Origin of the sequence: Microvirga sp. 2MCAF38 (assembly GCF_052115485.1) — a bacterium.
Taxonomy (GTDB): domain Bacteria; phylum Pseudomonadota; class Alphaproteobacteria; order Rhizobiales; family Beijerinckiaceae; genus Microvirga.
Genome location: NZ_JBFRGU010000002.1, coordinates 303,349 through 328,873 on the forward strand (window position 1 = coordinate 303,349; position 25,525 = coordinate 328,873).

At 61.4% G+C, this 25,525-nt stretch carries 18 protein-coding genes; 7 read left to right on the top strand and 11 right to left on the bottom strand.

Annotated elements, in window-relative coordinates:
• Positions 1-33: 33 nt before the first annotated feature.
• The 5 genes from AB4072_RS05860 to AB4072_RS05880 form a co-directional block, all read right to left on the bottom strand.
• Positions 34-684: a nicotinamidase gene (locus AB4072_RS05860; protein ID WP_441966181.1), complete on the bottom strand. Its 651-nt coding sequence runs from the start codon at positions 682-684 to the stop codon at positions 34-36.
• A gap of 71 nt (positions 685-755) precedes the next feature.
• Entirely contained in the window at positions 756-1,832 is a 1,077-nt protein-coding gene (locus tag AB4072_RS05865) for a BMP family ABC transporter substrate-binding protein (RefSeq protein WP_441966183.1), read from the bottom strand.
• A 94-nt stretch (positions 1,833-1,926) separates the two neighbouring features.
• Positions 1,927-2,844 carry an ABC transporter permease gene (locus AB4072_RS05870; RefSeq protein WP_441966184.1) on the bottom strand — a complete coding sequence of 306 codons (918 nt, stop codon included), beginning with the start codon at positions 2,842-2,844 and terminating at the stop codon, positions 1,927-1,929.
• Positions 2,841-3,917 carry an ABC transporter permease gene (locus AB4072_RS05875; RefSeq protein WP_441966186.1) on the bottom strand — a complete coding sequence of 359 codons (1,077 nt, stop codon included), beginning with the start codon at positions 3,915-3,917 and terminating at the stop codon, positions 2,841-2,843. Before AB4072_RS05875 ends, AB4072_RS05870 begins: the two co-directional genes overlap by 4 nt.
• Positions 3,907-5,448 carry an ABC transporter ATP-binding protein gene (locus AB4072_RS05880; RefSeq protein WP_441966188.1) on the bottom strand — a complete coding sequence of 514 codons (1,542 nt, stop codon included), beginning with the start codon at positions 5,446-5,448 and terminating at the stop codon, positions 3,907-3,909. Before AB4072_RS05880 ends, AB4072_RS05875 begins: the two co-directional genes overlap by 11 nt.
• 210 nt (positions 5,449-5,658) lie before the next feature.
• Between AB4072_RS05880 and AB4072_RS05885 the strand changes: the two genes are divergently transcribed.
• Positions 5,659-6,861 (top strand): UbiH/UbiF family hydroxylase, encoded by a 1,203-nt coding sequence (locus AB4072_RS05885; protein ID WP_441966189.1) that lies wholly within the window; start codon positions 5,659-5,661, stop codon positions 6,859-6,861.
• On the opposite strand, the gene AB4072_RS05890 is transcribed toward AB4072_RS05885, so the two are convergent.
• Positions 6,858-7,826: an AEC family transporter gene (locus AB4072_RS05890; protein WP_441966191.1), complete on the bottom strand. Its 969-nt coding sequence runs from the start codon at positions 7,824-7,826 to the stop codon at positions 6,858-6,860. The genes AB4072_RS05885 and AB4072_RS05890 overlap by 4 nt on opposite strands.
• Before the next feature lie 193 nt (positions 7,827-8,019).
• Between AB4072_RS05890 and hspQ the strand changes: the two genes are divergently transcribed.
• Positions 8,020-8,349 carry a heat shock protein HspQ gene (hspQ, locus tag AB4072_RS05895; protein WP_441966192.1) on the top strand — a complete coding sequence of 110 codons (330 nt, stop codon included), beginning with the start codon at positions 8,020-8,022 and terminating at the stop codon, positions 8,347-8,349.
• A gap of 137 nt (positions 8,350-8,486) precedes the next feature.
• Here the strand turns inward: hspQ and AB4072_RS05900 are convergent, their stop codons facing one another.
• Positions 8,487-9,260 (bottom strand): invasion associated locus B family protein, encoded by a 774-nt coding sequence (locus AB4072_RS05900; RefSeq protein ID WP_441966193.1) that lies wholly within the window; start codon positions 9,258-9,260, stop codon positions 8,487-8,489.
• Positions 9,261-9,479: 219 nt separating this feature from the next.
• On the opposite strand from AB4072_RS05900, the gene AB4072_RS05905 reads away from it, so the two are divergent.
• Both AB4072_RS05905 and AB4072_RS05910 read left to right on the top strand, forming a co-directional pair.
• Positions 9,480-11,291, top strand: coding sequence for an extracellular solute-binding protein (locus AB4072_RS05905; RefSeq protein ID WP_441966195.1), 1,812 nt, complete (start codon positions 9,480-9,482; stop codon positions 11,289-11,291).
• Between the two features lie 103 nt (positions 11,292-11,394).
• Complete coding sequence (locus AB4072_RS05910) at positions 11,395-11,748, top strand: hypothetical protein (protein ID WP_441966197.1); 354 nt, start codon at positions 11,395-11,397, stop codon at positions 11,746-11,748.
• 33 nt (positions 11,749-11,781) lie between these two features.
• Here AB4072_RS05910 and mfd read toward each other — a convergent pair whose 3' ends face one another.
• Both mfd and AB4072_RS05920 read right to left on the bottom strand, forming a co-directional pair.
• A complete protein-coding gene (gene mfd / locus AB4072_RS05915) occupies positions 11,782-15,303 on the bottom strand; it encodes a transcription-repair coupling factor (RefSeq protein ID WP_441966199.1) in 3,522 nt (1,173 codons plus the stop codon).
• 46 nt (positions 15,304-15,349) lie between these two features.
• Positions 15,350-15,646: an FAD assembly factor SdhE gene (locus AB4072_RS05920; protein WP_441966201.1), complete on the bottom strand. Its 297-nt coding sequence runs from the start codon at positions 15,644-15,646 to the stop codon at positions 15,350-15,352.
• A gap of 135 nt (positions 15,647-15,781) precedes the next feature.
• Between AB4072_RS05920 and recG the strand changes: the two genes are divergently transcribed.
• Positions 15,782-17,899: an ATP-dependent DNA helicase RecG gene (gene recG, locus AB4072_RS05925; protein WP_441966203.1), complete on the top strand. Its 2,118-nt coding sequence runs from the start codon at positions 15,782-15,784 to the stop codon at positions 17,897-17,899.
• A gap of 365 nt (positions 17,900-18,264) precedes the next feature.
• Here the strand turns inward: recG and glmS are convergent, their stop codons facing one another.
• Together glmS and glmU are read right to left on the bottom strand one after the other, a co-directional pair.
• Positions 18,265-20,091: a glutamine--fructose-6-phosphate transaminase (isomerizing) gene (gene glmS / locus AB4072_RS05930; protein ID WP_441966205.1), complete on the bottom strand. Its 1,827-nt coding sequence runs from the start codon at positions 20,089-20,091 to the stop codon at positions 18,265-18,267.
• A gap of 136 nt (positions 20,092-20,227) precedes the next feature.
• A complete protein-coding gene (glmU, locus tag AB4072_RS05935) occupies positions 20,228-21,592 on the bottom strand; it encodes a bifunctional UDP-N-acetylglucosamine diphosphorylase/glucosamine-1-phosphate N-acetyltransferase GlmU (protein ID WP_441966206.1) in 1,365 nt (454 codons plus the stop codon).
• Positions 21,593-21,771: 179 nt separating this feature from the next.
• Here glmU and AB4072_RS05940 point away from each other — a divergent pair, with 179 nt between their 5' ends.
• Both AB4072_RS05940 and mdoH read left to right on the top strand, forming a co-directional pair.
• Positions 21,772-23,352 carry a glucan biosynthesis protein gene (locus AB4072_RS05940; protein WP_441966208.1) on the top strand — a complete coding sequence of 527 codons (1,581 nt, stop codon included), beginning with the start codon at positions 21,772-21,774 and terminating at the stop codon, positions 23,350-23,352.
• Positions 23,328-25,508 (top strand): glucans biosynthesis glucosyltransferase MdoH, encoded by a 2,181-nt coding sequence (gene mdoH, locus AB4072_RS05945; protein WP_441966210.1) that lies wholly within the window; start codon positions 23,328-23,330, stop codon positions 25,506-25,508. The genes AB4072_RS05940 and mdoH overlap by 25 nt, the downstream gene beginning before the upstream one ends.
• Positions 25,509-25,525: the final 17 nt, after the last annotated feature.

Genomic DNA, 25,525 nt, shown 5'->3' on the forward strand with positions numbered 1-25,525 from the left:
ATTCAATTCGGCCCATGGGCAAGGAACGAGCGCTCAGAAGCCGGCGATCTGTTTGTTTTGAATGACGTGAACCTTAGCAGCCTTCAAATCCGCAAGCGCCTTTTCGAGCGAGCCGCCTGTGTCGATGGCGCGTGCGGCGTCCTCGATGAGATAGGTCTCGAAACCTGCCGCTTTGGCGTCGAGCGCTGTCCATGCAACGCAGAAATCCATTGCAAGACCTGCGCAAAAAACGCGTTTGAACCCACGCTCCCTCAGGTAGCTCGCGAGGCCCGTCCTCGTTTTGCGGTCGGCCTCCACGAAAGCCGAATAACTGTCTATGGCGCGGTCGTGGCCCTTGCGGATCACGAGGGACGCGTGGGGAATGTCGATGCCCTTGGCGATCTCGGCACCGTGGGTGCTCTGCACGCAATGATCCGGCCAGAGCACCTGGGTCCCATAAGGCAACTCCACCGTCTCGAAGGCGTTTCGACCCGCATGGGACGAGGCGAAGGAGGCGTGGCCCGGCGGGTGCCAGTCCTGCGTCAGCACGACGTGCTTGAAAAGTTTAGCGAGCCGATTGATCGGCCCTATCACCTCATCCCCTTTCGGAACGGCCAGAGCGCCGCCGGGAAGAAAGTCGTTCTGCACGTCGGTGACGATCAGGACATCGGTGTCTGTCGGCTGAATAGATTGCGGTTCGCTCATCGCATTCTCATCAAACAAAAAGGGGCCGCCGCAAATCCGGCCGCCCCCCTCAGATTCATATCCGCAAAGGCTTATTGCGGGACCTTGTCGTCAATGCCCTTCACGTAGAAGTTCATGCCGAGCACCTGCTCGTCGGAGAGTGCCGTGCCGCCCTTGCACTCGACCTGCGAGCCGTCCTGCTTGAGAACCGGGCACTTGAACGGGTTGAGTTTGCCGGAGGTGATCGCGGCCTGCGTCTCCTCGGCCAGCTTCTTCACGTCGTCGGGCATGTTCGTGTAGGGCGACATGTGAACCATCTTCGAGGCGAGACCGCCCCAGGTGTCTTCCGACTTCCACGTGCCGTCGAGAACAGCCTTTGTGCGGGCGACGTAATAATCGCTCCAGTTATCGACGATGGCGGTAAGCTGGGCCTTCGGGGCGAAGGAGAGCATGTCGGAGGCCTGGCCGAAACCGACCTTGCCGCGCGCCTCCGCAGCCTGGATCGGAGCCGGGCTGTCGGTGTGTTGGGCCATGACGTCGACGCCCTGGTCGAGCAGCGCCTTGGCGGCGTCCGCTTCCTTAGCGGGATCGTACCAGGAGTTGGCGTAGACGATCTTGATCTTGATGTTCGGGTTGATCGACTGCGCGCCCAGGAAATACGAGTTGATGCCCGCGACGACTTCCGGAATCGGGAACGCGCCCACATAGCCGATGACGCCGGTCTTCGACATCTTGGCGGCGATCTGGCCGGTGATGTAGCGGCCTTCGTGGAACTTGGCGGCATAGGTGGAGACGTTCGGGGCGCGCTTGAAGCCCGTCGCGTGTTCGAACTTCACGTTCGGATACTTCTTGGCGACCTTCAGGGTCGGCTCCATGAAGCCGAAGGAGGTGGTGAAGATCAGCTTATGGCCGGTGCGGGCGAGTTGTTCGATGGCACGCTCGGAATCGGCTTCTGGAACGCTTTCCACGTAAGTGGTCTCGACCTTGTCGCCGAGCGCCTTGACAATGGCCTGACGGCCCACGTCGTGCTGGTGGCTCCAGCCGTAATCGCCGATCGGTCCCACATAGATGAAGCCGACTTTCAGCTTCTCCTGAGCGGATGCGACGCCCGCCGACAAAGCAAGGGCAGCGGCCCCAGCCAATGCACCCAAGATAACCCGTACACTCATCCCTGTTCCCCTGAAATGGAGGTTTCTACTATTCGTCGCAGGTCCGCCCAGGACCTGCAAGACCGAACCTGTGTATACTTTGTAGCCGTTCTGCTCACCGCTCGGGCACGAACGGTGTGCCGAGCGAACCCGGCGCGCCGATGGCCCGTCCATGACGGAACGATAGCAAAAGAAGCACCACGATCGTCGCCATGTAGGGCACCGCCGACAGCACCTGCGAGGGCACGCCGAACTGGGCCGCCTGCGCATGGAGCTGCAGCACCGACGCCGCTCCGAAAATATAGGCCCCGACGAGCGCCCAGGCAGGTCGCCAGGCGGCGAACACCACGAGCGCGAGAGCGATCCAGCCGCGCCCTGCCGTCATGCCCGGAGACCAGAAGCGCGTGTAGACAAGGGAGAGATAGGCCCCCGCCAATCCTGCGCAGGCCCCGCCGAACAGGACGGCGAGAAACCGCGTCCGCAGCACCGGCAGGCCGAGCGCATGGGCGGAGATGTGGTTCTCCCCAATGGAGCGCAAGGTCAGCCCGGCCCGCGTCCGGTTGAGGAAATAGGCGACGCCGACGGTGAGCGCGAGGGAACCATAGACGAAGACGTCCTGCGCAAAAAACAGGCGGCCGATGATGGGGATATCGCTCAGGCCGGGAACGACGAGATGAGGAATGGGATCGCGCCGCGCGCCGACAAAGGGCGCCCCGATGAGGCCCGACAGGCCAAGACCGAAAATGGTCAGGGCAAGGCCGGAGCCCACCTGATTGGCGGCAAAGCCCAGAACGACGAGAGCGAACAGGCTCGCCATGAGCGCTCCGGCGAGTGCGCCCGCCAGAATGCCGAGCACGGATGAATCGAAAGTCACCGCGACCGCGAAACTGCACGCTGCGCCCATGGCCATCATGCCTTCGAGCCCGAGATTGAGAACGCCAGAGCGTTCGACCACGAGTTCCCCGAGCGCCGCAATAAGGAACGGCGTGGAGGCCGTGATGATAGTGAGAAGGATCGCCTCGAACATGTTCATGCGTGCGCTCCCCGGCCAACGAGACGAACCCGATAGCTGACCAGCGCATCCGCCGAAAGGACGCACAGGAGCAGAATGCCCTGAAACGCGAGGGTCAGATCGAGCGGCAGTTTCAGAAGGATCTGCGCACTCTCCCCGCCGATCACAGTCAGCGAGATCACGAGTGCCGCGGCAAGAATGCCGAACGGATTCAAGCGCCCGAGGAATGCCACCGTGATCGCCGTGAACCCGTATCCCGGCGAAATCGAAGGCTGGATCTGACCGATCTGGCCCGACACTTCGGCGATACCGGCGAGGCCTGCGAGGCCGCCCGAGATCGCGAAGACCGCGAGCGTCGTCTTCTTGGGATCGAACCCGGCGAACCGTGCGGCTCTTGGTGCATCGCCCGTCAGGCGCAGGCGATAGCCGAAGAGCGAGCGGTTCATGACGATCGCTGTGACGACGACTGCAATCAGAGCGAAAAGCGCGCCGTAATGAACGCGACTTTCCTCCAGAATGACGGGCAGGGTCGCGGCCGTATCGAACGTTACCGATTGCGGAAAGTTGAAGCCCTTCGGGTCGCGCCACGGTCCACGTGACAGATAATCGAGAGTGAGTTGCGCGATATAGACCAGCATCAGGCTGGTCAGGATCTCGTTCACGCCGAAGCGGGTCTTGAGAAAGGCCGGGATCAGGCCATAAAGCGCGCCGCCGATGATGCCGAGAACAAGCATGGCCGGAACGACCCACGGTCCCGCATCGGTGCCATGGGTCGCAAGGGCAAGCCAGGAGCCGAGAATGGCTCCCATGACGAACTGCCCTTCCGCGCCGATATTCCAGAGATTGGCACGAAAGCAATAAGACAGGCCGATGGCGATCAATGTCAGCGGCGTCGCTTTCACCAATATTTCCTGAATCGCCCACGGATCGGCGAGCGGATGAAGGACGTAGACCTGGAAAGCGGCGATGGGCGAGCGACCCATCATCCAGATCACGAACCCTGCCAGAAGGAACGCGACGCCGAATGCGATGACGGGCGCAACCGTGCGCATGACGGGCGACATGGAGACACGCGGGATCAGCTCAAGCCGCATGACCGACCCCGCCACCATGCCCGACGCCGAGCATTTCGAGGCCGATAGCCTCGCGCGTCCATTCCTCCGTGGGTTTCACGGGGCTTAAGGAGCCGTGATGGATCACGGCGAGGCGGTCTGCAATTTCGAACAATTCGTCCAGATCCTGACTAATCACGACGATGGCGCTGCCGGACCGCGCCAGATCCACGAGCGCCTGGCGGATCAGACGCGCCGCGCCCGCATCGACGCCCCATGTGGGCTGGTTGACGATCAGGAGCTTCGGCCTGCGAATGATCTCACGGCCGATCACGAATTTTTGGAGATTGCCGCCCGAGAGCTTACGCGCCTGAGCATCCTCTCCGGGAGAGCGCACGTCGAACCCTTGGATGATGGAGCGCGCGAGTTTTCTGGCAGCGTTCAGAACGATGAAGCCCGATCTGCTGACCACATCCACGGCGTGATGGGAAACGAGGATGTTCTCGCTCAGGCGATGGGTCGGAGCCGCAGCGTGGCCGAGGCGCTCCTCCGGCACGAAAGCCGCGCCCAATTTACGGCGGCTGTCGATGGACTCCGTGCCGGACGGCTTTGCATTGATGACGACCGAGTTCGCGTTCTCCACCGTCGTCTCGCCCGAGAGCGCGGCGAACAACTCGCTCTGACCGTTGCCGGCAACGCCCGCGATACCGACGACCTCTCCCGCATAAGCCGTGAGGTCGATCTCGATCAGCGCTTGCCCATGCAACCCCGCCGGAGGCACCGAAAGATTACTGACCTTCAGGACTTCCACGTGATCGGCGCTCGCCGCATGGGCGGCCTTCACCTCCCCGATCTCGTTGCCCACCATCAGCGCGGCAATCTCGCGGGCGCTTCGCTCGCGCGGATCGAGGGTAGCGGTCACGCGCCCTGCCCGCAGGATCGTCGCATGACGGCAGAGGCGGCGGACCTCTTCGAGCTTGTGCGAAATATAGAGAATTGCGCAGCCATCTGCGGCCAGCTTTTCGAGCGTGACGAAGAGGTGTTCGGATTCCTGCGGCGTCAGAACGGAGGTCGGCTCGTCCAGAATGAGAAGCTTCGGATTCTGCAGCAAGCAGCGCACGATCTCGATGCGTTGTCTCTCACCGGCAGAGAGGGTCCAGACGGCCCGGTCGGGTTCAAGCGAAAGGCCGTAGGCGCGGCTGATATCGCCGAGGCGGGCGCGCACAGAGGCAAGGGTCCACGTGTCCGGCAAGGCGACGGCGATGTTCTCCGCGACGGTCAATTCATCGAACAGGGAGAAGTGCTGGAACACCATGCCGATGCCCAGCTCCCGCGCCTCGACGGGAGAGGAAATCGTCACCGGGCGGCCCTGCCAGAGGATTTCGCCGTCACTCGGCTCGATGACCCCATAAAGGATCTTCACCAGGGTCGATTTACCGGCACCGTTTTCGCCGAGGAGCGCATGGATTTCTCCTGGCGCAATGGACAAATCGATGCCGTCGTTGGCTTGAAGGTCGCCGTAGCGCTTGGAAATCTTCCTTAGTTCAACAAGAGCCGGCGTTGTTGAATTCATAGGCCCCGATCTCGGTTCACGCGGACTGACGACAGGCTGACATGTATGTCACGGCTCCCGTTGGCCGTAACCGAAATCTGTCCCAATGAACATCCTTTTGTCTGCCCCGTTGACGATCATAGGGATAGGCTTCGCCGCTCGGCAATGGCAAAAGCATCCATTATTGTGCATCGCCACTCGCTCCCCGGCCCGAGCCGATGAGGAAAACTCGTGACTAAACGCAATTTCGATATCGTCATCGTCGGGGCGGGAGCCGTCGGGCTCGCCGCAGCCCTGTCTTTCGCGCGGGACGGGTTCAAGACAGCGCTGGTCGGCAGCCTCGAGAGCCGTCGCGACGGGCGCACGGTCGCCCTTTTCGACGGGTCGGTCCGGTTTCTCGAAGCCTTGGATCTCTGGCCGGCCCTCGTTTCGCACGCGGCGCCTCTGGCGACTATGCGCCTGATCGACGATACCGGCAGCCTGTTTCGCCCCCCGCCGACCGAGTTCCATGCCCACGAAATCGGCCTCGACGCCTTCGGCTGGAACATCGAGAACGTCACGCTCCTGGAAGAACTGGCCACAGCGGCGCGCAAGCAGGACGGTCTCACTCTCATCTCGGGAATGGCGGCGGGCTTTGAGAACGTCGGCGATACAGCCTGGATCGGGCTTTCCGACGGAGAGGTTCTGAACGCGGCCCTCGTCGTCGCGGCGGATGGACGGCACTCCAAGCTGCGCCAACAGGCGGGCATTGAGGCCAAGACGTGGTCCTACCCCCAATCGGCGCTGACCGTCATTCTCGCCCATGACCGCGATCACAAGGAAACTTCGACCGAATTCCACACCCGGAACGGTCCCTTCACCCTCGTCCCCCTGCCCGGTCGGCGCTCCAGCCTCGTCTGGGTCACGAGTGCTGAGAACGCCGAGAGGCTCGCCGGAATGGACGACAGCCACCTCGCTTTGGAAATCGAACGGCAGGCCCAATCCCTGCTCGGAGCCATGCGGATCGACTGCCCTCGCGGAGTGGTGCCGATGAGCGGATTGTCGGTCAGCCGATACTATGCTCCGCATCTGGCGCTCGTTGGCGAGACGGCGCACGTCTTCCCGCCCATCGGCGCACAGGGCTTGAACCTCGGATTGCGGGACGTGGCTTCATTGCGAGACGCGGTGGTCGATGCGCGGGATGATGGCAGGTCGCCGGGCGATGAGGGAGCGCTGCGCCAATACCAAAGAGGACGCGATCTCGACGTTCGCACACGGACAACTGCAGTCGACGGCCTCAACAGGACGCTTCTTTCCGGCCTCCTGCCTGCGGATTTTCTCCGCGGAGCGGGTCTCCTGGCCGTTGGCGGGATCGGTCCGTTGCGCCGCGCCGTCATGCGTGAGGGTGTCCAGCCCCGAATCGGGGCGCCCCGCCTGATGCAGAGATCGGCTTAAGGAAAGAGATCGTAGGGCACGACGCCGATCTTGATGAGGTAGAGAAGCGTCGTCAATGAGACCATCGAAGCCAGGGTTCCGATGAGAACGCAAGCCGAGGCACGCTCTACGCCCACATTGTACTGCGTCGAGATGACGAAGATGTTCAGGGCGGGCGGAAGCGCCGCCATGATGAGGGCCGCATAAGTCCAGACCGGCCCGAAATCGCCGATGGCCGACAGGAGAACCCATACGGCGAAGGGGTGAAGGACAAGCTTGATGAAAACGAGCGCCGGGACTTCGCCGGGAATGCGGATCAGGGGACGTAAGGCGACCGTGACGCCCAGAATGAACAACGCGCAGGGGGCGGCAGCGCCCGAAAGCCACGTGACCATCTTGTCGGCCGCCATCGGCAAGGGCAGCCGACAATAGCTCGCCGTGACTCCCAAAGCTGTCGCGACGTTGAACGGATGGGTAACCACCCGCCAGATGATGTGGCGGATCGTGGCTCCGAGGCCGCGCTTCTCCACGCCTGCTACGGTCATTAGAAGCGGGACCAGCGAAAACAGCAGCAAGTTATCGAACACGAAGATCAGGACGACCGGCGGGCTCGCTTCCGCGCCGATGGCAGAGAGAACCAGCGGCGGGCCCATATAGCCGATATTCGAATAAGACCCGGCAACACCCTGCATGACCGATTGCGGAACATCGCGCGTGTGCTTCCACCCTGCCCCGAAGGACAGCGTGAAGGCGCAGAAGGTGGCGATTGTCGTCGCGGTGACGAAAGGCCAGTTCGTCAATTCTGCCAGAGGCTTATCGGCGATGAGGCGAAAAAACAGACATGGCAGCGCGACATAGATCAGGAAGAACTGCATCCAGGCCAATCCGGCCTCCGGCAACTTCACGACCTTGCCGCAAAAGAACCCGAGGCCGATCAGGCCAAAGAACGGCGCAAGCAGGTTGAAAAGCCCAATCAGGTCGGACATCGCGGGCTCCTCACACGGTCGCGCGGCGTCTTTTCGCAGGTGGGCGGCCCTGTCGCAATGGCGCGAACAGAAGGGTGTCAGAAGGAAAACGCAATGCTGGCATAAGACTTAAGGCGAAAAGTCCAGCCTTTTTCTGATCAAATTTGATGACTAAGTTCCGAGTGTTTATAGTCAAGGCGATGGGGCAGAATCCATGAAATCGCTTTTCGCCAAGTTCGGCATTGGCCAAGTCGTGAAGCACCGAAGCTATGCTTTTCGGGGCCTGATTTATGATGTCGACCCCGAATTCGACAATACGGAGGAATGGTGGCTGTCCATTCCCGAGGACGTGCGTCCGCGCAAGGACCAGCCCTTTTACCACCTCTTGGCCGAAAACGCCGAAAGCGAATACATCGCCTACGTGTCCGAGCAAAATCTAATGCTGGATGATTCGGATGAGCCTTTGCGCAATCCGATGATCGAGCAGATGTTCGTACGCGACGAGGCCGGCGCCTATCGCGCTCTCCCGGTTCTCACCCACTAGAACTTGGTCGTGTCTCTTTGAGACCCACTTGTTCTGATCACACTCTAGCAATGAACCTGCCTCGTCCGATCCCGAGACGTCCCATAACAAAAACGCCGGGCATTAAGCCCGGCGTTTTCTTTAACTCTGCGAGTGCCTTATGGCTTCGGAGCTGCTGGAGCAGCTGCGCCGGGAGCCGCAGCGCCACCGCTGCTTTCGAGCTTCTTGCGAAGTTCATCGCTCTTCTTTTCGAGCTCTTCCTGAAGCTTCTTCTGCTGCTCTTCCAGAACCTTCGGGTCGATGGCCGGGCCGTCGAAAGCCTTGCCGAACCCGGTTACCGGAACAGCGAAGGTCACCGCGCGGCTAGCCTGGTTCTGAACGCTGACATTAAGGTTCGCGCCCTTCTTGAGGGAGGCGATGAAGTCGTCTTTCACCTCGGCCTCGGCAAAACAGCCGTTCGGGAAGCAAACCGCATACTTGCCGTCCACGGTAGCACCCTGATCGACGCCGAAGCGGACGCCTGGCTGCAGAAGCAGGCCGAGCGGCATCAGGAAGCGCAGGATCTTCTTAGCCTGAGCGCCCTTGATGTCGTAGAGAGCCACGGCGAGAACCGGCTGCCCCTGATCCGACACGAAATCGCGCGTCGTGTAGCAGATTTCCGAGTTCGTGCCCTGGTCCTTACCGCAAACCTTCGTCCACTCAGGTTGCGACGGCTCGGGCTTGACCTGAACGACCATCGGGCCGTTGCCCTGCGGAGCTGCCGCGCCGGCTGCCGGAGCGGCAGGACGCGGGGCCTGAGCAGGCTGAGCCTGGGGCTTCGCGGGAGCCGGTGCCGTCTGCGCCAGAACGGGCGAGGCGCTCAGAACGAGTGCCAAAGCGGTGACCAGGCCACGATTGCCCCTCAGGCTCGCGATACGAGTCGCGAATGACATGTCGTTATTCCTCTTCAATCGGAAGGCCGGCTGCCATGAAGCGAGCCGTAAGATTTGGTAATTCGATAACCTTCAATGGGACAGTGCATCTTTGCCGATTAAGGCGAAGGCATGACGTGCAGCGTTCCTTTATCCTTTCACGAAGAAGGATTCCAGTCGCAACCCACACCTTTCTCCGTGATATCTAGTGAGAAAGAAGTCGAATCACGAGTAAGGCCGATGAATTGGACGATCAGGGTAGGTCTGCAGGCGTTTTCTGCCGCGATTCTCGCGACTTTCCTTTTAATTCAAGGCGCCTCTGCCTTGCCGGAGCGGCATGGTCTAGCCATGCATGGCGAACCCGCGCTTCCGCCGGACTTCCCTCACCTTCCCTATGCAAACCCTGATGCGCCGCGTGGAGGGCGAATCACGCAGGCTCTTCAAGGCACATTCGACAGCCTCAACCCGCTGATCGTCATTGGCGTCGCGCCGGACGTCGTCCCCCGTTACGTCTTGCAGAGCATGATGATGCGCTCGCTCGACGAGCCCTTCAGCGTCTACGGCCTCGTCGCCCGCTCGGCGGAGATGCCGGAGGACCGAAGCTCGATCATCTTCAACCTCGATCCTCGCGCTCGCTTCTCCGACGGTCACGACCTCACCGCGGAGGATGTGCGCTTCTCCTTCGACCTTCTGAAAAAGAACGGAAAACCGTTCCATCGTGCGAGTTTCGGGCAGGTGAAGGCCGTCGAGATCCTCGATCCGCTCCGGATCAAGTTCGATCTGTCCGGCTCGAACGACCGCGAGCTTCCCCTCATCATCGCGACGATGCCGATCTTCGCGGCCCATGCGACGAACGTCGAAACCTTTGCGAGCACGTCCCTGAAGCCGCTGATCGGCTCTGGCCCTTACACGATCAAGGAGGTGAGACCGGGGGAGCGTGTTCTCCTGGAGCGGCGCAAGGATTACTGGGGCGAAGGGCTTCCCGTCACTAAAGGCCTCTATAACTTCGATGAAATCGAATACGATTTTTATCGCGATAACAGTACTTTATTTGAAGCTTTTAAGGCGGGGCTTTATGATTTCAGGCTGGAAGCAGATGCCGGCCGCTGGGCGACAAGTTACGATTTCCCAGCGGTCAGGGATGGCCGCATCGTTCGTGAATCCCTGCCTATCCGCACGCCGAAGGGCATGAACGGATTCGTTTTCAACACACGCAAGGCCATCTTCGCCGACGTGCGTGTGCGCGAGGCGCTTGGCTATCTCATCGATTTCAACTGGATCAACCGCAACCTGTTCTTCGATCAGCTCCAGCGCTGCACCAGCTATTTTTCCGACTCGGATCTTTCGTCATATGGGCGCGCGCCGACGGAACTCGAGCGACGCCTTCTCTCGCCGTTCCCGGATGCCGTGCGCAGTGACATTTTGGAAGGGAGCTGGAAGCTTCCAGCCAACGACGGTTCCGGGCGTGACAGGGATGCGGCGCAGCGCGCGCTTGCGCTCTTGACTGATGCCGGATGGACTATTCAGGGCAACGTTTTGCGCCGCAAGGACACCGGCGCGCCCTTCACGTTCGAACTCATGGTGACCTCCCAAGCACAGGAGAGATTGGCGCTCAATTTCGCACAGTCCCTGGCCCGCGTCGGTGTTCAGGCCCGCGTGCGCCTTGTGGACGATGTGCAATATTGGCGGCGCGTCTCCCGCTTTGAATTCGATATGGTGCAAACGGTATGGCCGGTTTCCGCCTCCCCCGGCAACGAGCAGCGCAATCGCTGGGGATCGCTGGCGGCGACGCGGCCGGGGTCGTTGAATTATGCGGGCGCCGCCTCTCCTGCCATCGATCGCGTGATCGACGCGATGCTCGAAGCCAAGGGCAGAGAGGATTTCGTATCCACCGTTCGCGCGCTCGATCGTGTTCTCCTGTCCGGTTTCTACGTCGTGCCGTTGTTTTATGTGCCCGATCAATGGATTGCCCATAAATCCAATTTGAAGCGCCCTGAATCGACGCCGTTATTGGGCACACATATCGACCTCTGGTGGCTCGCCGCTCCCTGAATGGGCGTTACGCTCCCGTTCATTTAGACCATGAAACAAATGGGTCCTGAGAGCGTTTGAAGCAGACTTTCTGCGTTGAAATGCTCATGCGACAGGGTTCGACATGAACGATTTGAAGCAGGTTCTTGTGGTCGATAGTGGGGATAGAGCGCCGGACAGCGCGCTCTCGGCGGAACTCGCCAGCATGGGTTATGCCAGCATTACCACGCCTTTTGAGACCGCCGACGATGTTCTTGCTCTCATCCCGAGCCCTGTGGCAGTCGTGCTGCAAATGCCGGATGATGCGACCTTGGTGGAGCGTTCAGGATTTCTCGCCCTGGCCCAGCGCCTCAGGAATTTGCTCGGCGATGCCGGAGTACCGGTTGTCGTGCTGAACGGAACCGACACGCATATCTCACCCAGTCTTCTGAAACGCAGGCCCGAGATCATCCGCATCAACGCGACACTAGCCTCATAACCGCGCTTTCCACCAAGCCACCGGGCGCGCACCTCAAGCCGCCTTTTTCTCGGCGATGCGTGCGAGGTTGCGCAGGATGGTGGTTGCAGACTTGATGCGGTCGTTCGGATCCTCGATGTCGCGGATGAACACGATCTTCATGTCCGGGCGAACCTTTGCGAAGGAAGCCTGCTCCGCCACATAGGCGATGAGGCCGCCCGGGTTGGCGTAGGAATTGTCGCGGAAGGACACGATGATGCCCTTCGGACCGCCATCAACCTTTTCCACGTTGGCGCGGCGGCACAGAACCTTGATCGCCATGATCTTGAGAAGTTGGTCGACCTCCGTCGGCAACGGGCCGAAACGGTCGATCATCTCCGCGCCGAAAGCATCGATCTCCGCGTCTGTCTCCAGCGTCGAGAGGCGGCGATAGAGTCCGAGACGCAGTTGCAAATCCGAGATGTAGCTCTCCGGGATCATGACCGGCGCGCCAACCGCTATGGTGGGCGACCATTGATCCTCCGTCGGCTCCTCGATGCCCGCCTTCAACTGTGCCACGGCCTCTTCCAGCATCTGCTGATAAAGCTCGTAGCCGACTTCCTTGATGTGGCCGGATTGCTCCTCGCCCAACAGGTTGCCCGCACCGCGAATATCGAGATCGTGCGAGGCGAGCTGGAAGCCCGCACCCAGCGTGTCGAGGGTTTGCAGAACCTTCAGGCGACGCTCGGCCTGCACGGTCAACGTCCTGTTGGCCGGCACCGTGAAGAGCGCATAGGCGCGGGTTTTCGAGCGCCCGACGCGACCGCGCAATTGGTAGAGTTGCGAGAGGCCGAACATGTCGGCGCGATGCACGATGAGGGTATTGGCGGTTGGAATGTCGAGGCCGGATTCCACAATCGTCGTGGAGAGCAGGATGTCGTATTTGCCTTCGTAGAAGGCCGTCATGACGTCTTCCAACTGGCCCGCCGCCATCTGGCCATGAGCGATGCCGACTTTCGCCTCCGGCACTTCGCGGTCGAGGAAGGTCTTCACGTCGGCAAGATCGTCAAGACGCGGCACGACGTAGAACGCCTGCCCTCCTCGATAGCGCTCGCGCAACAAGGCCTCGCGCGCAAGAAGCGGATCGAAGGGCGTCACGAAGGTGCGAACCGCGAGACGATCCACCGGCGGTGTCGTGATCAGGGACAATTCGCGCACGCCCGTGAGGGCGAGCTGCAGGGTGCGCGGGATCGGCGTCGCGGAAAGCGTCAGCACGTGGACCTCAGCGCGAAGCGACTTCAGACGCTCCTTGTGCGAGACGCCGAAATGCTGCTCCTCGTCGATGATGATGAGGCCGAGGTCCTTGAACTGGATTGCTTTGCCCAAGAGCGCGTGGGTGCCGACGACGATATCGACCGAGCCATCTGTAAGGCCCTCCTTCGTCTTCTTCATATCGGCGGCGGGAACGAAACGCGACGCCTGTGCCACGTTCAACGGCAGCCCCCGGAAACGCTCCGAGAACGTTCTGAAATGCTGGCGGGCCAGAAGCGTCGTAGGCACGACGACGGCGACCTGCTTGCCGTTCATGGCCGCGACGAATGCGGCACGCAGCGCCACCTCCGTTTTGCCGAAGCCGACGTCGCCGCAGACAAGACGATCCATGGGCCGCCCGCTGGCGAGATCGTCCAGAACGGCCTCGATGGAGTTGAGCTGGTCTTCCGTCTCATCGTAGGAGAAACGGGCCGCGAACTCGTCATAGAGCCCTTCCGGCGGCAAGAGACGCGGAGCCTCTTTCAGAATGCGCGCGGCGGCGATCTTCATCAATTCGCCCGCCATCTCGCGGATGCGCTGCTTCATGCGCGCCTTGCGCGCCTGCCAGTTTCCGCCACCGAGCTTGTCGAGCTGGACTTCCGTTTCCTCCGAGCCATAGCGCGTCAGAAGCTCGATATTCTCCACCGGCAGGAAGAGACGGTCGCCACCGGCATAGTGCAATTCGAGGCAATCATGCGGCGCACCGGCGGCCTCGATGGTCTTCAACCCTTCGAAGCGCCCGATACCGTGGTCTACGTGCACGACGAGATCGCCGGGGGTAAGCGCCGCGACCTCGGTCAGGAAGTCCTGCGGCCGTTTCGACTTGCGTTTCTGGCGAACGAGACGGTCGCCCAGAATGTCCTGCTCGCTGATGACGGCAAGGCCGCCGACCTCGAAACCCGCTTCCAGATTCCAGACAGCGACAGGAATTTCCGTCTTCGGCAGAGCCATCGCGTCGGTGAGACGTGAAACGGGTTTCGTCTGTCGCAGATCGTGATCCTGCAACACATGAGCCAGACGCTCGCGTGAACCTTCCGACCACGCGCCGACGATGACACGGTGGTTCGATTTCTGCAGGTCGCGGATATGCTGGACTACGGTCTCGAAAACGTTCGAACTTTCATCCGCCCGTTCGGCGATGAAGTTGCGCCCGCGCCTGGCTTCGCAATCGACGATGACGCGGCCTTCGCTCTCAGGAATGGCGAAGGGTGTCAGACGCGCCACCGAGAGGCCCGCCGTGCGGTCCGCCCATTCCTCCGGCTTCCAGTAAAGCGCCTCAGGCGGTAGCGGGCGATAAGGCGCGACACCTGGCTGGCTTTCACCGAGCGCGGAATGGCGGGCGTCATAATAGTCTTTCACCTGCGACAGGCGTTCGCCCACCGCATCGTCGACCAGCGCGTCGAACACGACGGGGACGTTCGGCACATAGTCAAGAAGCGTATCGAGATGGTCGTGGAAGAGCGGCAGCCAATGCTCCACGCCGGGATAGCGTCGGCCTTCGCTGATGGTTTCATAGAGTCGGTCGTCGCGCGTCGGTGCGCCGAACATCGCCACATAGGTTTGCCGGAAACGCTTGATGCTCTCCGTGGTGAGCTGCACTTCGCTCATCGGAACGAGGTCGAGGGCCCGCAGCGTGCCTACCGTCCGTTGGGTCTCAGGATCGAAGGAGCGGATGGATTCCAGCGCGTCGCCGAAGAAGTCGAGACGGACGGGACTTGGCAGTCCTGCCGGATAGAGATCGATGATGCCGCCGCGCACCGCATATTCGCCCGTGTCGCGCACGGTGCCGGTGCGCATGAAGCCGTTGATCTCCAGCCATTCGATCAGGAGTTTCGTATCGACGATGTTGCCGGGCGCAGCAGAAAATGTCTCGGTGGCGATGCGCGAGCGCGGCGGCACGCGCTGCACCAGGGCGTTGACCGTAGTCGAGAGAATGCGTGGGCGTTCCTCTGAGGATTTCGAACGGGTCAGCCGAGCAAGCGTCGTCATCCGCTGGGCGGTGATGGCCGTATTGGGCGACACCCGGTCATAGGGCTGACAATCCCAGGCAGGGAACGTCAGAACCTCGATTTCCGGCGCGACGAAACCAAGGCCGTTGATGAAATTCTGCTGGCGCAGGCCGTCACGGGAGACATGAACCAGAACCGCCGGTCCATCGACAAGGCCTGACAACGCTCGCGCGAGATCGCCGACGACGAGTGCGTCAAATCCGTCCGGGACGCTCGAAAGCGTCAGGCTTTGGCCCTTTTTCAGGGTGTCGAGGGCGCGTGTTAGAACAGATTTCATGGATCAAACGGCTAAGCAGGAAAGAATGACGTGGCAGGACACTGGTTCAATTGTGAATCGGCGATGTGTGGGTGTGGAACTCCTTCAGGCGCAGAAACAGGGCGGTGTCGTAGTTCGACGGGGTTTCGATCTCGCCCGTGATCCAGCCGAGAAGATCCCGATCCTGCGCCTCGATCAAGCGCTCGAATTCGGCCACTTCGTCGTCGGAAAGGTTCCCGATCTCGGCATCGGCGAAACGGCCCATGATCAGGTCCATCTCCCGCATGCCCCGATGCCAGGCGCGGAACAGGATCTGGCGTCGCCGCACATCGAGGTCGGCGCTGCTGCGTGTCATTCCGCTCATGGGACTCTCCTGCCGTTGAAACGAGCATGATCCGTTCGGAAAAGTCGACTGCCGCTTTTCCGGATCTTGCTCAGGTGCTTCACAATGCGTTCGCCGCTATATAAACGGCTGAACCCGTCTTGCCACCCCGGTCGAATGTCCTTGCGTCCCTCCCTTCTCGATCCGCTTTTCGCGCCCGCAACGACCCTGCCGGGCGTCGGCCCCAAGATCGCGCCCCTCCTCGACCGTCTCCTAGGCGAACCGGGGCGTATGACGCGGGTTCTGGATCTGCTTTTTCACGTGCCGAGCGGTGGAATCGCCCGGGATATCAAGGGTTCCATTGCCGATGCGCCCATCGGCGAACCGGTTACGCTTGCCATCACGGTGGCAGCGCATCGCCCCACCCCACCCGGCCGCCGCGGTCCTTATCGCATCGTGGTGGAGGATGAGACCGGGGATGTGGTGCTGGTTTTTTTCAACGGCCAGAAGCCGAGGCTTGAAAAGCTCCTGCCGGTCGGAGAGCGGCGATTCGTTTCCGGCAAGATCGAGATGTGGGACGGCGTCCGCCAGATGGTCCATCCGGACCGCATTCTGGACGAGCGGAGCATCGCCACGCTTCCCGCCGTCGAGGCCGTCTATGGCCTGACCGAGGGACTCTCGTCCCGCATGGTCGGGCGCTACGTGGGCGGTGCGCTCGAAAAGGTGCCGGTGCTGCCCGAATGGCAGGACGCCACCTGGCTGGATAAAAACCGCTTTCCGCCCTTCCGGGAGGCACTCAATGCGCTGCACAAGCCGGAGCATGCTTCTCAGTTGTCTGAAGAGGCGCTCGCCAAGTCCCCGCATCGCTGCCGCCTCGCCTATGATGAACTCCTCGCTTCGCAACTGGCGCTAGCCCTCGTGCGAAGCCGCATGCGCCGCCTGCCGGGGCGGGTGAATGCAGGCGATGGCAGCCTCGTTACGCGGATCGAGAAGGCGCTTCCCTTCGGCTTGACCGGCTCGCAAGCCAAGGCTGTCGTCGATATCCGGCACGATCTTGTCGCCGACAAAAGAATGCTGCGCCTGCTCCAAGGCGATGTGGGCTCCGGCAAGACCGTGGTGGGACTTCTCTCCATGGCGAGTGCCATCGAAGCCGGACGACAGGCTGTCCTGATGGCGCCGACCGAGATTCTGGCACGGCAGCATTTCGAGCGCATTGCGCCGCTTGCGCGCGAAGTCGGTCTAAATATCGCCCTCCTCACCGGACGCGACAAAGGTGCTGGACGCAAGCAGACGCTCGGGGGACTGGCTGACGGCAGCATTCACATCGCCGTCGGCACTCATGCGTTGTTTCAGGAAGACGTGGCTTTTCACGATCTCGGCCTTGCCGTCGTCGATGAGCAGCATCGTTTCGGCGTGCACCAGCGCCTCGCCTTGGGCGCTAAAGGCGCGGCGGTCGATATTCTGGTCATGACCGCGACACCGATTCCGCGAACGCTCGCCCTCACCTATTTCGGCGACATGGACGTCTCGGTCCTCTATGAGAAGCCGGCGGGGCGTAAGCCGATTTCCACCAAACTCATCTCCATCGAGCGGCTCGATGAGGTGATCGGTGCGATCGGGCGCTCCATCGAGCACGGCGACCGCGTCTATTGGGTCTGCCCGCTCGTCGGCGAATCTGAGACCGTCGATCTCGCCGCAGCCGAGGAGCGTTTCGAGCAGTTGCGCCAGGTCTTCGGCGATCAGGTCGGACTCGTCCATGGCAAGATGGCGGGCCGCGATAAGGACGCCGCCATGGAGGCTTTTTCCACCGGGAAGACGAAGATTCTCGTCTCCACGACCGTGATCGAAGTCGGCGTCGACGTACCGGAAGCGACCGTGATGGTGATCGAGCACGCGGAGCGCTTCGGCTTGGCGCAGCTCCATCAGTTGCGTGGTCGGATCGGTCGGGGGTCGCGCGCCTCGACCTGTCTTCTCGTCTACAAGGGTCCACTCGGACAAACCGCGCAGGCCCGGCTCGAAATGATGCGCCAGACCGAGGACGGCTTCAAAATCGCGGAAGAGGATCTGCGTCTGCGCGGCGAAGGCGAAATCCTCGGCACCCGGCAATCAGGTTTGCCCGCTTTCAAACTCGCGCGCCCTGAGATCGACGGGGAGCTTCTGGTAACGGCTCGGGATGACGCGCGTCTTGTCGTGGAACGCGACCCGGAACTGACATCCGAGCGTGGGCAGGCACTGCGTGTGCTGCTTTATCTTTTTGAGCGAGACGCGGCGATCCGGCTTTTGCGGGCCGGCTAAGCAGAAGTCGCAAAAGTGAGAATTTATTAGTAGCGACTCGCACGCTCCTCACAGCCTCACCCTGAGGAGGCGCGTAGCGCCGTCTCGAAGGGCGAGGCGTCTCCAGTGCCCACTGGACCCTCCTTCGAGACGCGGCTTTGCCGCTCCTCAGGATAAGGTCAGTGTTTTGCCGAGAAGTGTCATTCCCGGCCGGAGCGGAGGGGAAGGGAATCCATAGCGCCGCGCTTGATCGTGGATCCCTTTCCCTCGCCTTCGGTTCGCCGGGGATGACACCGCGCGGCTCATCGCTCCTCAGATGAGGGTTGAGGTCCTCAAAACGAGAGTTGATGGAGCCGTAGCTCGGTCGGAGACGACACAAGCCGCCCCTACTCCACGGTCACCGATTTCGCCAGATTGCGCGGCTGATCCACGTCCTTCCCCATGAAGACCGCCGTATGATAGGCGAGCAACTGGATCGGGATCGAATGCACGAGGGGCGCGACCAGGGGATGGGCCATCGGCATCACGATGGTTGCCAAGGTCTCAAGGCCCGTTTCCAGCGCGCCCTTCTCATCGGTGACGAGAACGATGCGGCCTCCGCGCGCGGCGACCTCCTGCATGTTCGAGACGGTCTTTTCGAATACCGCATCATGAGGCGCGATGACGATGACCGGGAGCGTTTCGTCGATGAGAGCGATGGGGCCGTGTTTCAGTTCTCCGGCCGCGTAGCCTTCCGCGTGGATGTAGGAGATTTCTTTGAGCTTCAGCGCCCCTTCCAACGCCAGCGGGTAGGACGTTCCGCGACCGAGATAGAGCACGTCCTTAGCCTTCGCGAGATCGCGGCTCAAAACCTCGATTTGCGCCTCGCGCTTGATCGCTTCGCTCATGAGACCGGGGACGCCGATGAGCGCGCCGATCAGGTCGCGCTCTTCCTCCGGCAAAACGGTTCCCCGCGCGCGCCCGGCCGCGATGGCAAGGCACAGCAACACCGCCAATTGGCAGGTAAAAGCCTTCGTCGATGCGACACCGACCTCGACGCCGGCGAGCGTCGGTGCGACGACCGAACTTTCCCGCGCCATGGTGGAGGATGGCACATTCACCACGGACAGCACGTGCTGCCCTTGCTCTTTCGCGTAGCGCAAGGAAGCGAGCGTGTCCGCCGTCTCGCCCGATTGGGACACGAAGAGCGACAGACCACCCGCATCGAGGGGAGCTTCGCGATACCGAAACTCCGACGCGACGTCGATCTCGACAGGAATGCGCGCCAGACGCTCGAACCAGTATTTCGCAATCAGCCCGGCCAGGTAGGCCGTCCCGCAAGCTGAAATCGAGATGCGTTGCAAATTCTTGAAATCGAACGGAAGCGCGAAGGGAAGCTCGACCCGCCCGGCGGCGAAATTCACGTAATGCGCGAGCGTGCGACCGACGACCTCGGGCTGCTCGTGAATCTCTTTCGACATGAAGTGACGGTGATTGCCTTTATCGGCAACGAAAGCACTGGTGACGATCTTGTTGCGCGCCCGTTGAACACGCTGGCCGGATGCATCATGGATCTCGACGCTATGGCGGCTCAGAATCGCCCAGTCGCCATCTTCAAGATAGCTGACTTCATCCGTGAAGGGCGCAAGCGCCAGGGCGTCGGAACCAAGATAGGACTCGCCCACACCGTGACCGATAGCGAGCGGCGCGCCATGCCGCGCGCCCACCAGAAGGTCGTCCTCGCCGCTGAACAGAAAGCCGAGCGCAAACGCCCCGCGCAGACGCGGCAGGGTGACAGCGACAGCCTCGATGGGCCCGCGCCCCTGATGCATCTCATAAGTCACGAGTTGCGCCACGACCTCCGTGTCGGTCTCGGTCTCGAAGCGAATACCCTTTGCCTCCAGACCGGTTTTCAACTCGCGGAAATTCTCGATGATGCCGTTGTGAACAACCGCGACTTTATCTGTCGAATGAGGATGCGCGTTCGTCTCATTCGGCTTGCCGTGAGTCGCCCAGCGGGTATGGCCAATGCCGATGTTGCCGGACAAAGGAGACTGGGAGAGCTTCTGCTCCAGGTTCCGAAGCTTTCCTTCGGCCCTGCGACGTTCGATCTTATCGTTCTCGAGAGTTGCCACACCCGCGGAATCGTAGCCGCGGTATTCCAAGCGTTTGAGGGCATCGACGATTTGGGGTGCGACCGGGCTTGTTCCCAGAATTCCGACGATACCGCACATATTTAGCCCTATCTCTTGAGATTTTTATCAAAGTCACGCTTGTGGTCTTGCTACTGGGGTTGTCCCTAGACCTCAAATCAACTTGCGTGACGGATTGTTTCGAAGCCCCGTCGCGAAACCAGACGCTTGAAATAGATCACTTGCGCTTGGCGGCGAGAGATTTCTCGCGGAAGGCCTTAGCCCATTCTTCCTTGACGACCTGCCGCCCGCGACCAAGCGCGAGCGCATCCTCGGGCACATCCTCCGTGATGACGGAGCCCGAGCCGATAAAAGCGCCCTTGCCGATGGTGACGGGAGCGACGAGCGACGAGTTCGAGCCGACGAACGCGCCCTCGCCCACCACCGTCCGATATTTGCCGAAACCGTCATAGTTACAGGTGATCGTACCCGCGCCGACATTGACGTCAGCGCCGATGGTCGCGTCTCCAAGATAGGTCAGGTGGCCGACCTTCGCGCCAGGCCCGAGGTCGGCGTTCTTGATCTCGACGAAATTGCCCACCTTCGCCTTGGGGCCGATGGACGCGCCCGGACGCAGCCGCGAGAAGGGGCCGATGCCCGCCGCTTTTGAGATCTTGGCACCTTCCAGATGGCTGAAGCTGTGAATCACGGCATGATCCTCGGCGACAACGCCGCGACCGAACACCACGTGAGGCTCGACGACGACGTCCCGTCCGAGCTTCGTGTCGTAGCTGAAGAAAACCGTTTCAGGAGCAACGAGCGTGACGCCGGACATCATCGCGGCCCGGCGAAGGCGCTCTTGCATCATCCGCTCTGCCTGCGCGAGCTGGACGCGGTCGTTGACGCCGTGAATCTCCTCCTCGGGAACCACCGCGATAACGGCCCTCTCACAGAGAGTCTGGGCAATGGCGACGACGTCGGTCAGGTAATATTCGCCCTTGGCGTTCTTGTTATCCAGCTTGTCGAGCAGGGTCAGAGCTATATCGCCTCGGATCGCCATCAGCCCGCCGTTGCAGAGGGTGATATTGCGCTCCTCCTCCGATGCGTCGCGGTGTTCGCGAATGTCGAGAAGCCGGTCGTCCGACATGAGGAAGCGGCCATAGCCGGTCGGGTCTTTCGCCTCGAAGCCGAGAGCGACGATGGCCGCACCTTCCGCCAGAGGTGCACGAAGCTTCATGAAAGTCTCGACCGTGACGAGCGGCGTATCCGCGAAGGCGACGATCACATCATCGAGCCCACGCGCCAGGGCGCTTCTCGCACTCAAGACGGCATGACCGGTTCCGAGACGCTCCCGCTGGGTAAAGATTTCGGCATCGGGAAGCGCGGCGCCGATCTCTTTCGCCACATCGTCGCGGTCCGGCCCGATGACGACCGCGACCCTGTCGGCGCCAGCTTGACTCACGGCCGCAAGCGCATGGCCGAGCATCGAACGCCCGGCGACTTGATGCAGGACCTTCGGGATATCGGATTTCATCCGGGTACCCTCGCCTGCGGCAAGGACGACGGCGAGGCAGCTTCGAGATGAGCGAGCGGCTGAGTTCATGCGGTTTCGTTCCCATGGGGATCGCAGCAGCTATCCCAGACCGAGGCATTCACGCAATATGTGTAGAATATTTACTTAAGATGCTGAGCTGGCCATTCATCTAGCGATAAGAAAGACTAAACTATAATAAGGGACATTCACTCCCGCCAATCGTATCACAATAACATAAGAGCACTGCCGTGCCGCTTCGACCGGACTTGCCCCGCACCTTTTCTCCAAGCCGACGCGATGTGCTGGCCTATGCTGGCGTCTCTCTGGCCGGACTGGCTTTGACCTCGAATGCGGTTGCCCAAAATCAAACGCCGCAAGCCTTTATTCAGGCGCGCTTGGGTGACGGGCAGCGTTTCGACGCGACGGCCGTCATCGATATTGCGAGGCAATTGGCGAAGAAGCCGTTCGTCGCACCGCCCAATGACCTGCCGGACGCGTTCTCGAATCTCACCTACGACCAATACATCGCCATCAAGACGAAGCAGCCTTTCCAGATCTGGGCCGGCGACAGCCGCGGCATTATTGTCGAGCCGCTGCATCGTGGATTCGTCTTCACGAACGCGGTCGATCTCTATCTGATCGAAGACGGCGCGAGTCGTCGCGTGGGCTACGACGCCTCGCGGTACGATTTCAATGGCGTCAACGCGCCGAACAACCTTGGGGATATCGGCTTCTCAGGGTTCCGCCTTTTGGCAAATCCGGGAGACGGGCCGTCCTACGATTTCGCGATCATTCAGGGTGCGACCTTCTTCCGCGCCCTCGCCAAAGGCCAGAACTTCGGCGCCATGGCGAGAGCGCTGACCCTGAAGCCAGCCGAAGCGCGCGGAGAGGAATTCCCCTTCTTCCGGGCTTTCTGGCTCGAACGCCCAGCCCCCGGAAGCAACAGCATTACCATTCACGGCGTCATCGATTCCGAATCGACGACCGGCGCGGTCCGTATGACCTTCCGCCCCGGCGACATGACGATCGTCGATGTGGAGACTTCGCTCTTCCCGCGTGTGAATCTCGAACACGTGGGTCTCGGCGGGATCGGCTCGACCTATTTCTTTGGCCCGAACGACCGTCGCAACATCGACGACATTCGCCCGGCTGTCTACGAATCGACGGGCCTCCAGATCTTCAACGGCAAGGGCGAATGGCTCTGGCGGCCTCTGCACAATCCCGAAACGTTACAGATCTCGGCATTCGTGGACAAATCGCCCAAGGGGTTCGGCCTGGTCCAGCGCGAGCGCTCCTACGAGACGTTCCAGGACGACGACCAGCATTTCGAGCGCCGCCCGAGCGTCTGGATCGAGCCCTTGGGCGATTGGGCCGACGGAAGCGTGCAGCTTCTCGAGATTCCGACCGATTCCGAAATCAACGACAACATCCTGACCTATTGGCGACCCAAGGCGGCCATGGCCGCCGGCTCTGAGGTCTCATTCGCCTACCGCCAATATTGGTGCTGGACCCCGCCGGAGCGCCCACCGCTCGCAACCGTGATCGCGACGAGAACTGGCCAAGGACGTTCCGGCCGCCGCCGCCGTTTTATCGTCGATTTTGCAGGCGATAGTCTCTTGGGCATCCCTGCCGGGGATCTCAAAGCCGTCTTGAATGTCGGACCTGGCTCGTTTCAGAATCTGAAGCTGTGGGCATATCCGGAGAGAAAGACGGCACGCGTCGCTTTTGAGCTTGACCCCGGCAACGAAAACGCGTGTGAAATGCGGCTTATCCTTGAGGCTGACGGGAAGCAGATTAGCGAGACATGGCTCTATCGTTGGACACCGTAAGTCCCGATGCGGATTCAACCGCCACCGCGCGGTTCGGGGCTTCCATGCCACCTGAAAGCCGTCTCCACATGCCGACCCAGTCGCTTTGGCGATGGTCGGCATCCGAGGAGCGCAAGTTTGTCGTTCAGCATAGCAAACCTTTGCTCGCGCGGCTTTTCGTCTTCGGCGGTGCGCTCGCTCTGACCGCCTATGGCACCTACGAGATGTATCAGGTTGTGGCGGTGAGCCGCACCACGATCCTCCAGTGGGTTCTCGTCGCGCTGTTCACCGTCAACTTCTCTTGGATTGCGCTGGCATTCACGAGCGCTCTTCTGGGCTTTTTCGTTCTGCTCAATCGTCCGGAACTGCCGGCCTTCCCGAAGGCGCTGAAGAGCCGCACAGCCATCGTGATGCCAGTCTACAACGAACAGACCGCACGCACTTATGCGGCCCTCGAGGCCATTTTCGAATCCGTCGAGGCGACAGGCCTCGGGGCGAATTTCGACTATTTCATCCTCTCCGACACCACGAACGCCGACGCCTGGGTTGCCGAGGAGCGCGCTTTTCTGGCCCTGCGCGAGCGGATGGCGCCGAATGCGAACCTCTATTACCGGCATCGGCCCAAGAACTATCACCGGAAGGCGGGCAACATCGCCGATTTCGTTTCGCGGTGGGGCGGGCATTACGAGCAGATGCTCGTTCTCGACGCGGATTCGCTCATGACCGGCGAGTGCATCGTGCGCCTCGCTGGCGCGATGGAAGACGACCCTGATGCGGGCATCATTCAGAGTCTTCCGCTCATCATCAATCGCAACACGCTCTTCGCGCGCCTTCAGCAATTCGCGGCCCGCGTAACGGGGCCGGTGATCGCGACAGGGCTCTCGGCCTGGATGGGCCGTGACGGCAACTATTGGGGCCACAACGCCATCATCCGGACGAAGGCGTTCGCAGCTCACGGCGGATTGCCGGACTTGAGAGGTAAGCCTCCTCTCGGCGGACACATCCTCAGCCACGATTTCGTCGAGGCCGCGCTGCTTCGACGCGCCGGGTGGACCGTCTACATGCTGCCGGAGCTGGAGGGCTCCTATGAGGAAAGCCCGCCGTCCCTGATCGACCTTGCGGCGCGCGACCGGCGCTGGTGCCAGGGCAATCTCCAGCACATGCGGGTGATGATGGCGAAGGGGTTGAAAATGCCGACGCGCCAACATTTCGCGACCGGCATCATGTCCTACCTCGCCTCCCCGTTCTGGCTGTTCCAGCTGATCGTCGGTATCGCCCTCGTGCTGCAGACGACCTACATCCGGCCGGAATATTTCGCGAAGGACTTTCGCCTGTTCCCCATCTGGCCGCGCTTCGATCCCGAGCGCGCGCTTACGCTGTTCGCGTTGACGATGGGCATCCTGATCGCTCCGAAGATCTTCGGCCTGCTCCTGATGCTCCTGCAGAAGGAAAACCGCCGCGCATGCGGCGGCGCGATCAGGCTCGTGGTCTCGACGGTTCTGGAGATCATCCTCGCCGCCCTCCTCGCGCCCATTCTGATGCTGATCCAATCCGGCTCGGTGTTTCAGATCCTGCTCGGCCGCGATACGGGCTGGCAGCCGCAGCGTCGTGACGACGGCTCCATCCCGATGAAGGACATCGTGCGTCGGCATCGCTGGCACACGGTGCTGGGCGCTTTCGCCGGCATCTCCGCGTTCCTGATCGCGACGTCCCTGTTTCTCTGGATGTCGCCGACCATCGTCGGTCTACTCCTCGCCATCCCCCTGTCGTGGCTCAGTGGCCAGCTCGGCGCGGGTCTCGCGCTCAAGAAAATCGGGTTGCTGATGACGCCTGAGGAGCATACGCCGCCAGCCATCGCGCAGCGGTCGAACGCACTCCAACAAAGCAACGCTGCGTCCGGTTTCGACGACGCTGACGGCCTGATGGCGCTTTATCGCGATCCCGCTCTTCGTCAGCAGCACATCGAGATGCTGCCGCCGCTGCCGCACCGCAAACGCGGCGACATCGAAACAGACCGCGCTATCGCCGAAGCCAAGCTCGTCGATGCCGAGACGATCGAAGACGCCTTGAGCTGGCTCAAGGCGAAAGAAAGAATGGTCGTTCTGCACGACCGTGCCCTGCTTTCAATGGCAATGAACCTCAAGCCGGCGTTGGCGCAAACCGTTGCCGCTGAATAAGGTTTGTGCACCCGGCT

What these genes read in the sequence shown, in the direction of transcription:
- AB4072_RS05860 (WP_441966181.1), bottom strand. Translation starts at nt 684, where the DNA reads ATGAGCGAACCGCAATCTATTCAGCCGACAGACACCGATGTCCTGATC.
- AB4072_RS05865 (WP_441966183.1), bottom strand. Translation starts at nt 1,832, where the DNA reads ATGAGTGTACGGGTTATCTTGGGTGCATTGGCTGGGGCCGCTGCCCTT.
- AB4072_RS05870 (WP_441966184.1), bottom strand. Translation starts at nt 2,844, where the DNA reads ATGAACATGTTCGAGGCGATCCTTCTCACTATCATCACGGCCTCCACG.
- AB4072_RS05875 (WP_441966186.1), bottom strand. Translation starts at nt 3,917, where the DNA reads ATGCGGCTTGAGCTGATCCCGCGTGTCTCCATGTCGCCCGTCATGCGC.
- AB4072_RS05880 (WP_441966188.1), bottom strand. Translation starts at nt 5,448, where the DNA reads ATGAATTCAACAACGCCGGCTCTTGTTGAACTAAGGAAGATTTCCAAG.
- AB4072_RS05890 (WP_441966191.1), bottom strand. Translation starts at nt 7,826, where the DNA reads ATGTCCGACCTGATTGGGCTTTTCAACCTGCTTGCGCCGTTCTTTGGC.
- hspQ (WP_441966192.1), top strand. Translation starts at nt 8,020, where the DNA reads ATGAAATCGCTTTTCGCCAAGTTCGGCATTGGCCAAGTCGTGAAGCAC.
- AB4072_RS05900 (WP_441966193.1), bottom strand. Translation starts at nt 9,260, where the DNA reads ATGTCATTCGCGACTCGTATCGCGAGCCTGAGGGGCAATCGTGGCCTG.
- AB4072_RS05905 (WP_441966195.1), top strand. Translation starts at nt 9,480, where the DNA reads ATGAATTGGACGATCAGGGTAGGTCTGCAGGCGTTTTCTGCCGCGATT.
- AB4072_RS05910 (WP_441966197.1), top strand. Translation starts at nt 11,395, where the DNA reads ATGAACGATTTGAAGCAGGTTCTTGTGGTCGATAGTGGGGATAGAGCG.
- mfd (WP_441966199.1), bottom strand. Translation starts at nt 15,303, where the DNA reads ATGAAATCTGTTCTAACACGCGCCCTCGACACCCTGAAAAAGGGCCAA.
- AB4072_RS05920 (WP_441966201.1), bottom strand. Translation starts at nt 15,646, where the DNA reads ATGAGCGGAATGACACGCAGCAGCGCCGACCTCGATGTGCGGCGACGC.
- recG (WP_441966203.1), top strand. Translation starts at nt 15,782, where the DNA reads ATGTCCTTGCGTCCCTCCCTTCTCGATCCGCTTTTCGCGCCCGCAACG.
- glmS (WP_441966205.1), bottom strand. Translation starts at nt 20,091, where the DNA reads ATGTGCGGTATCGTCGGAATTCTGGGAACAAGCCCGGTCGCACCCCAA.
- glmU (WP_441966206.1), bottom strand. Translation starts at nt 21,592, where the DNA reads ATGAACTCAGCCGCTCGCTCATCTCGAAGCTGCCTCGCCGTCGTCCTT.
- mdoH (WP_441966210.1), top strand. Translation starts at nt 23,328, where the DNA reads ATGGCTCTATCGTTGGACACCGTAAGTCCCGATGCGGATTCAACCGCC.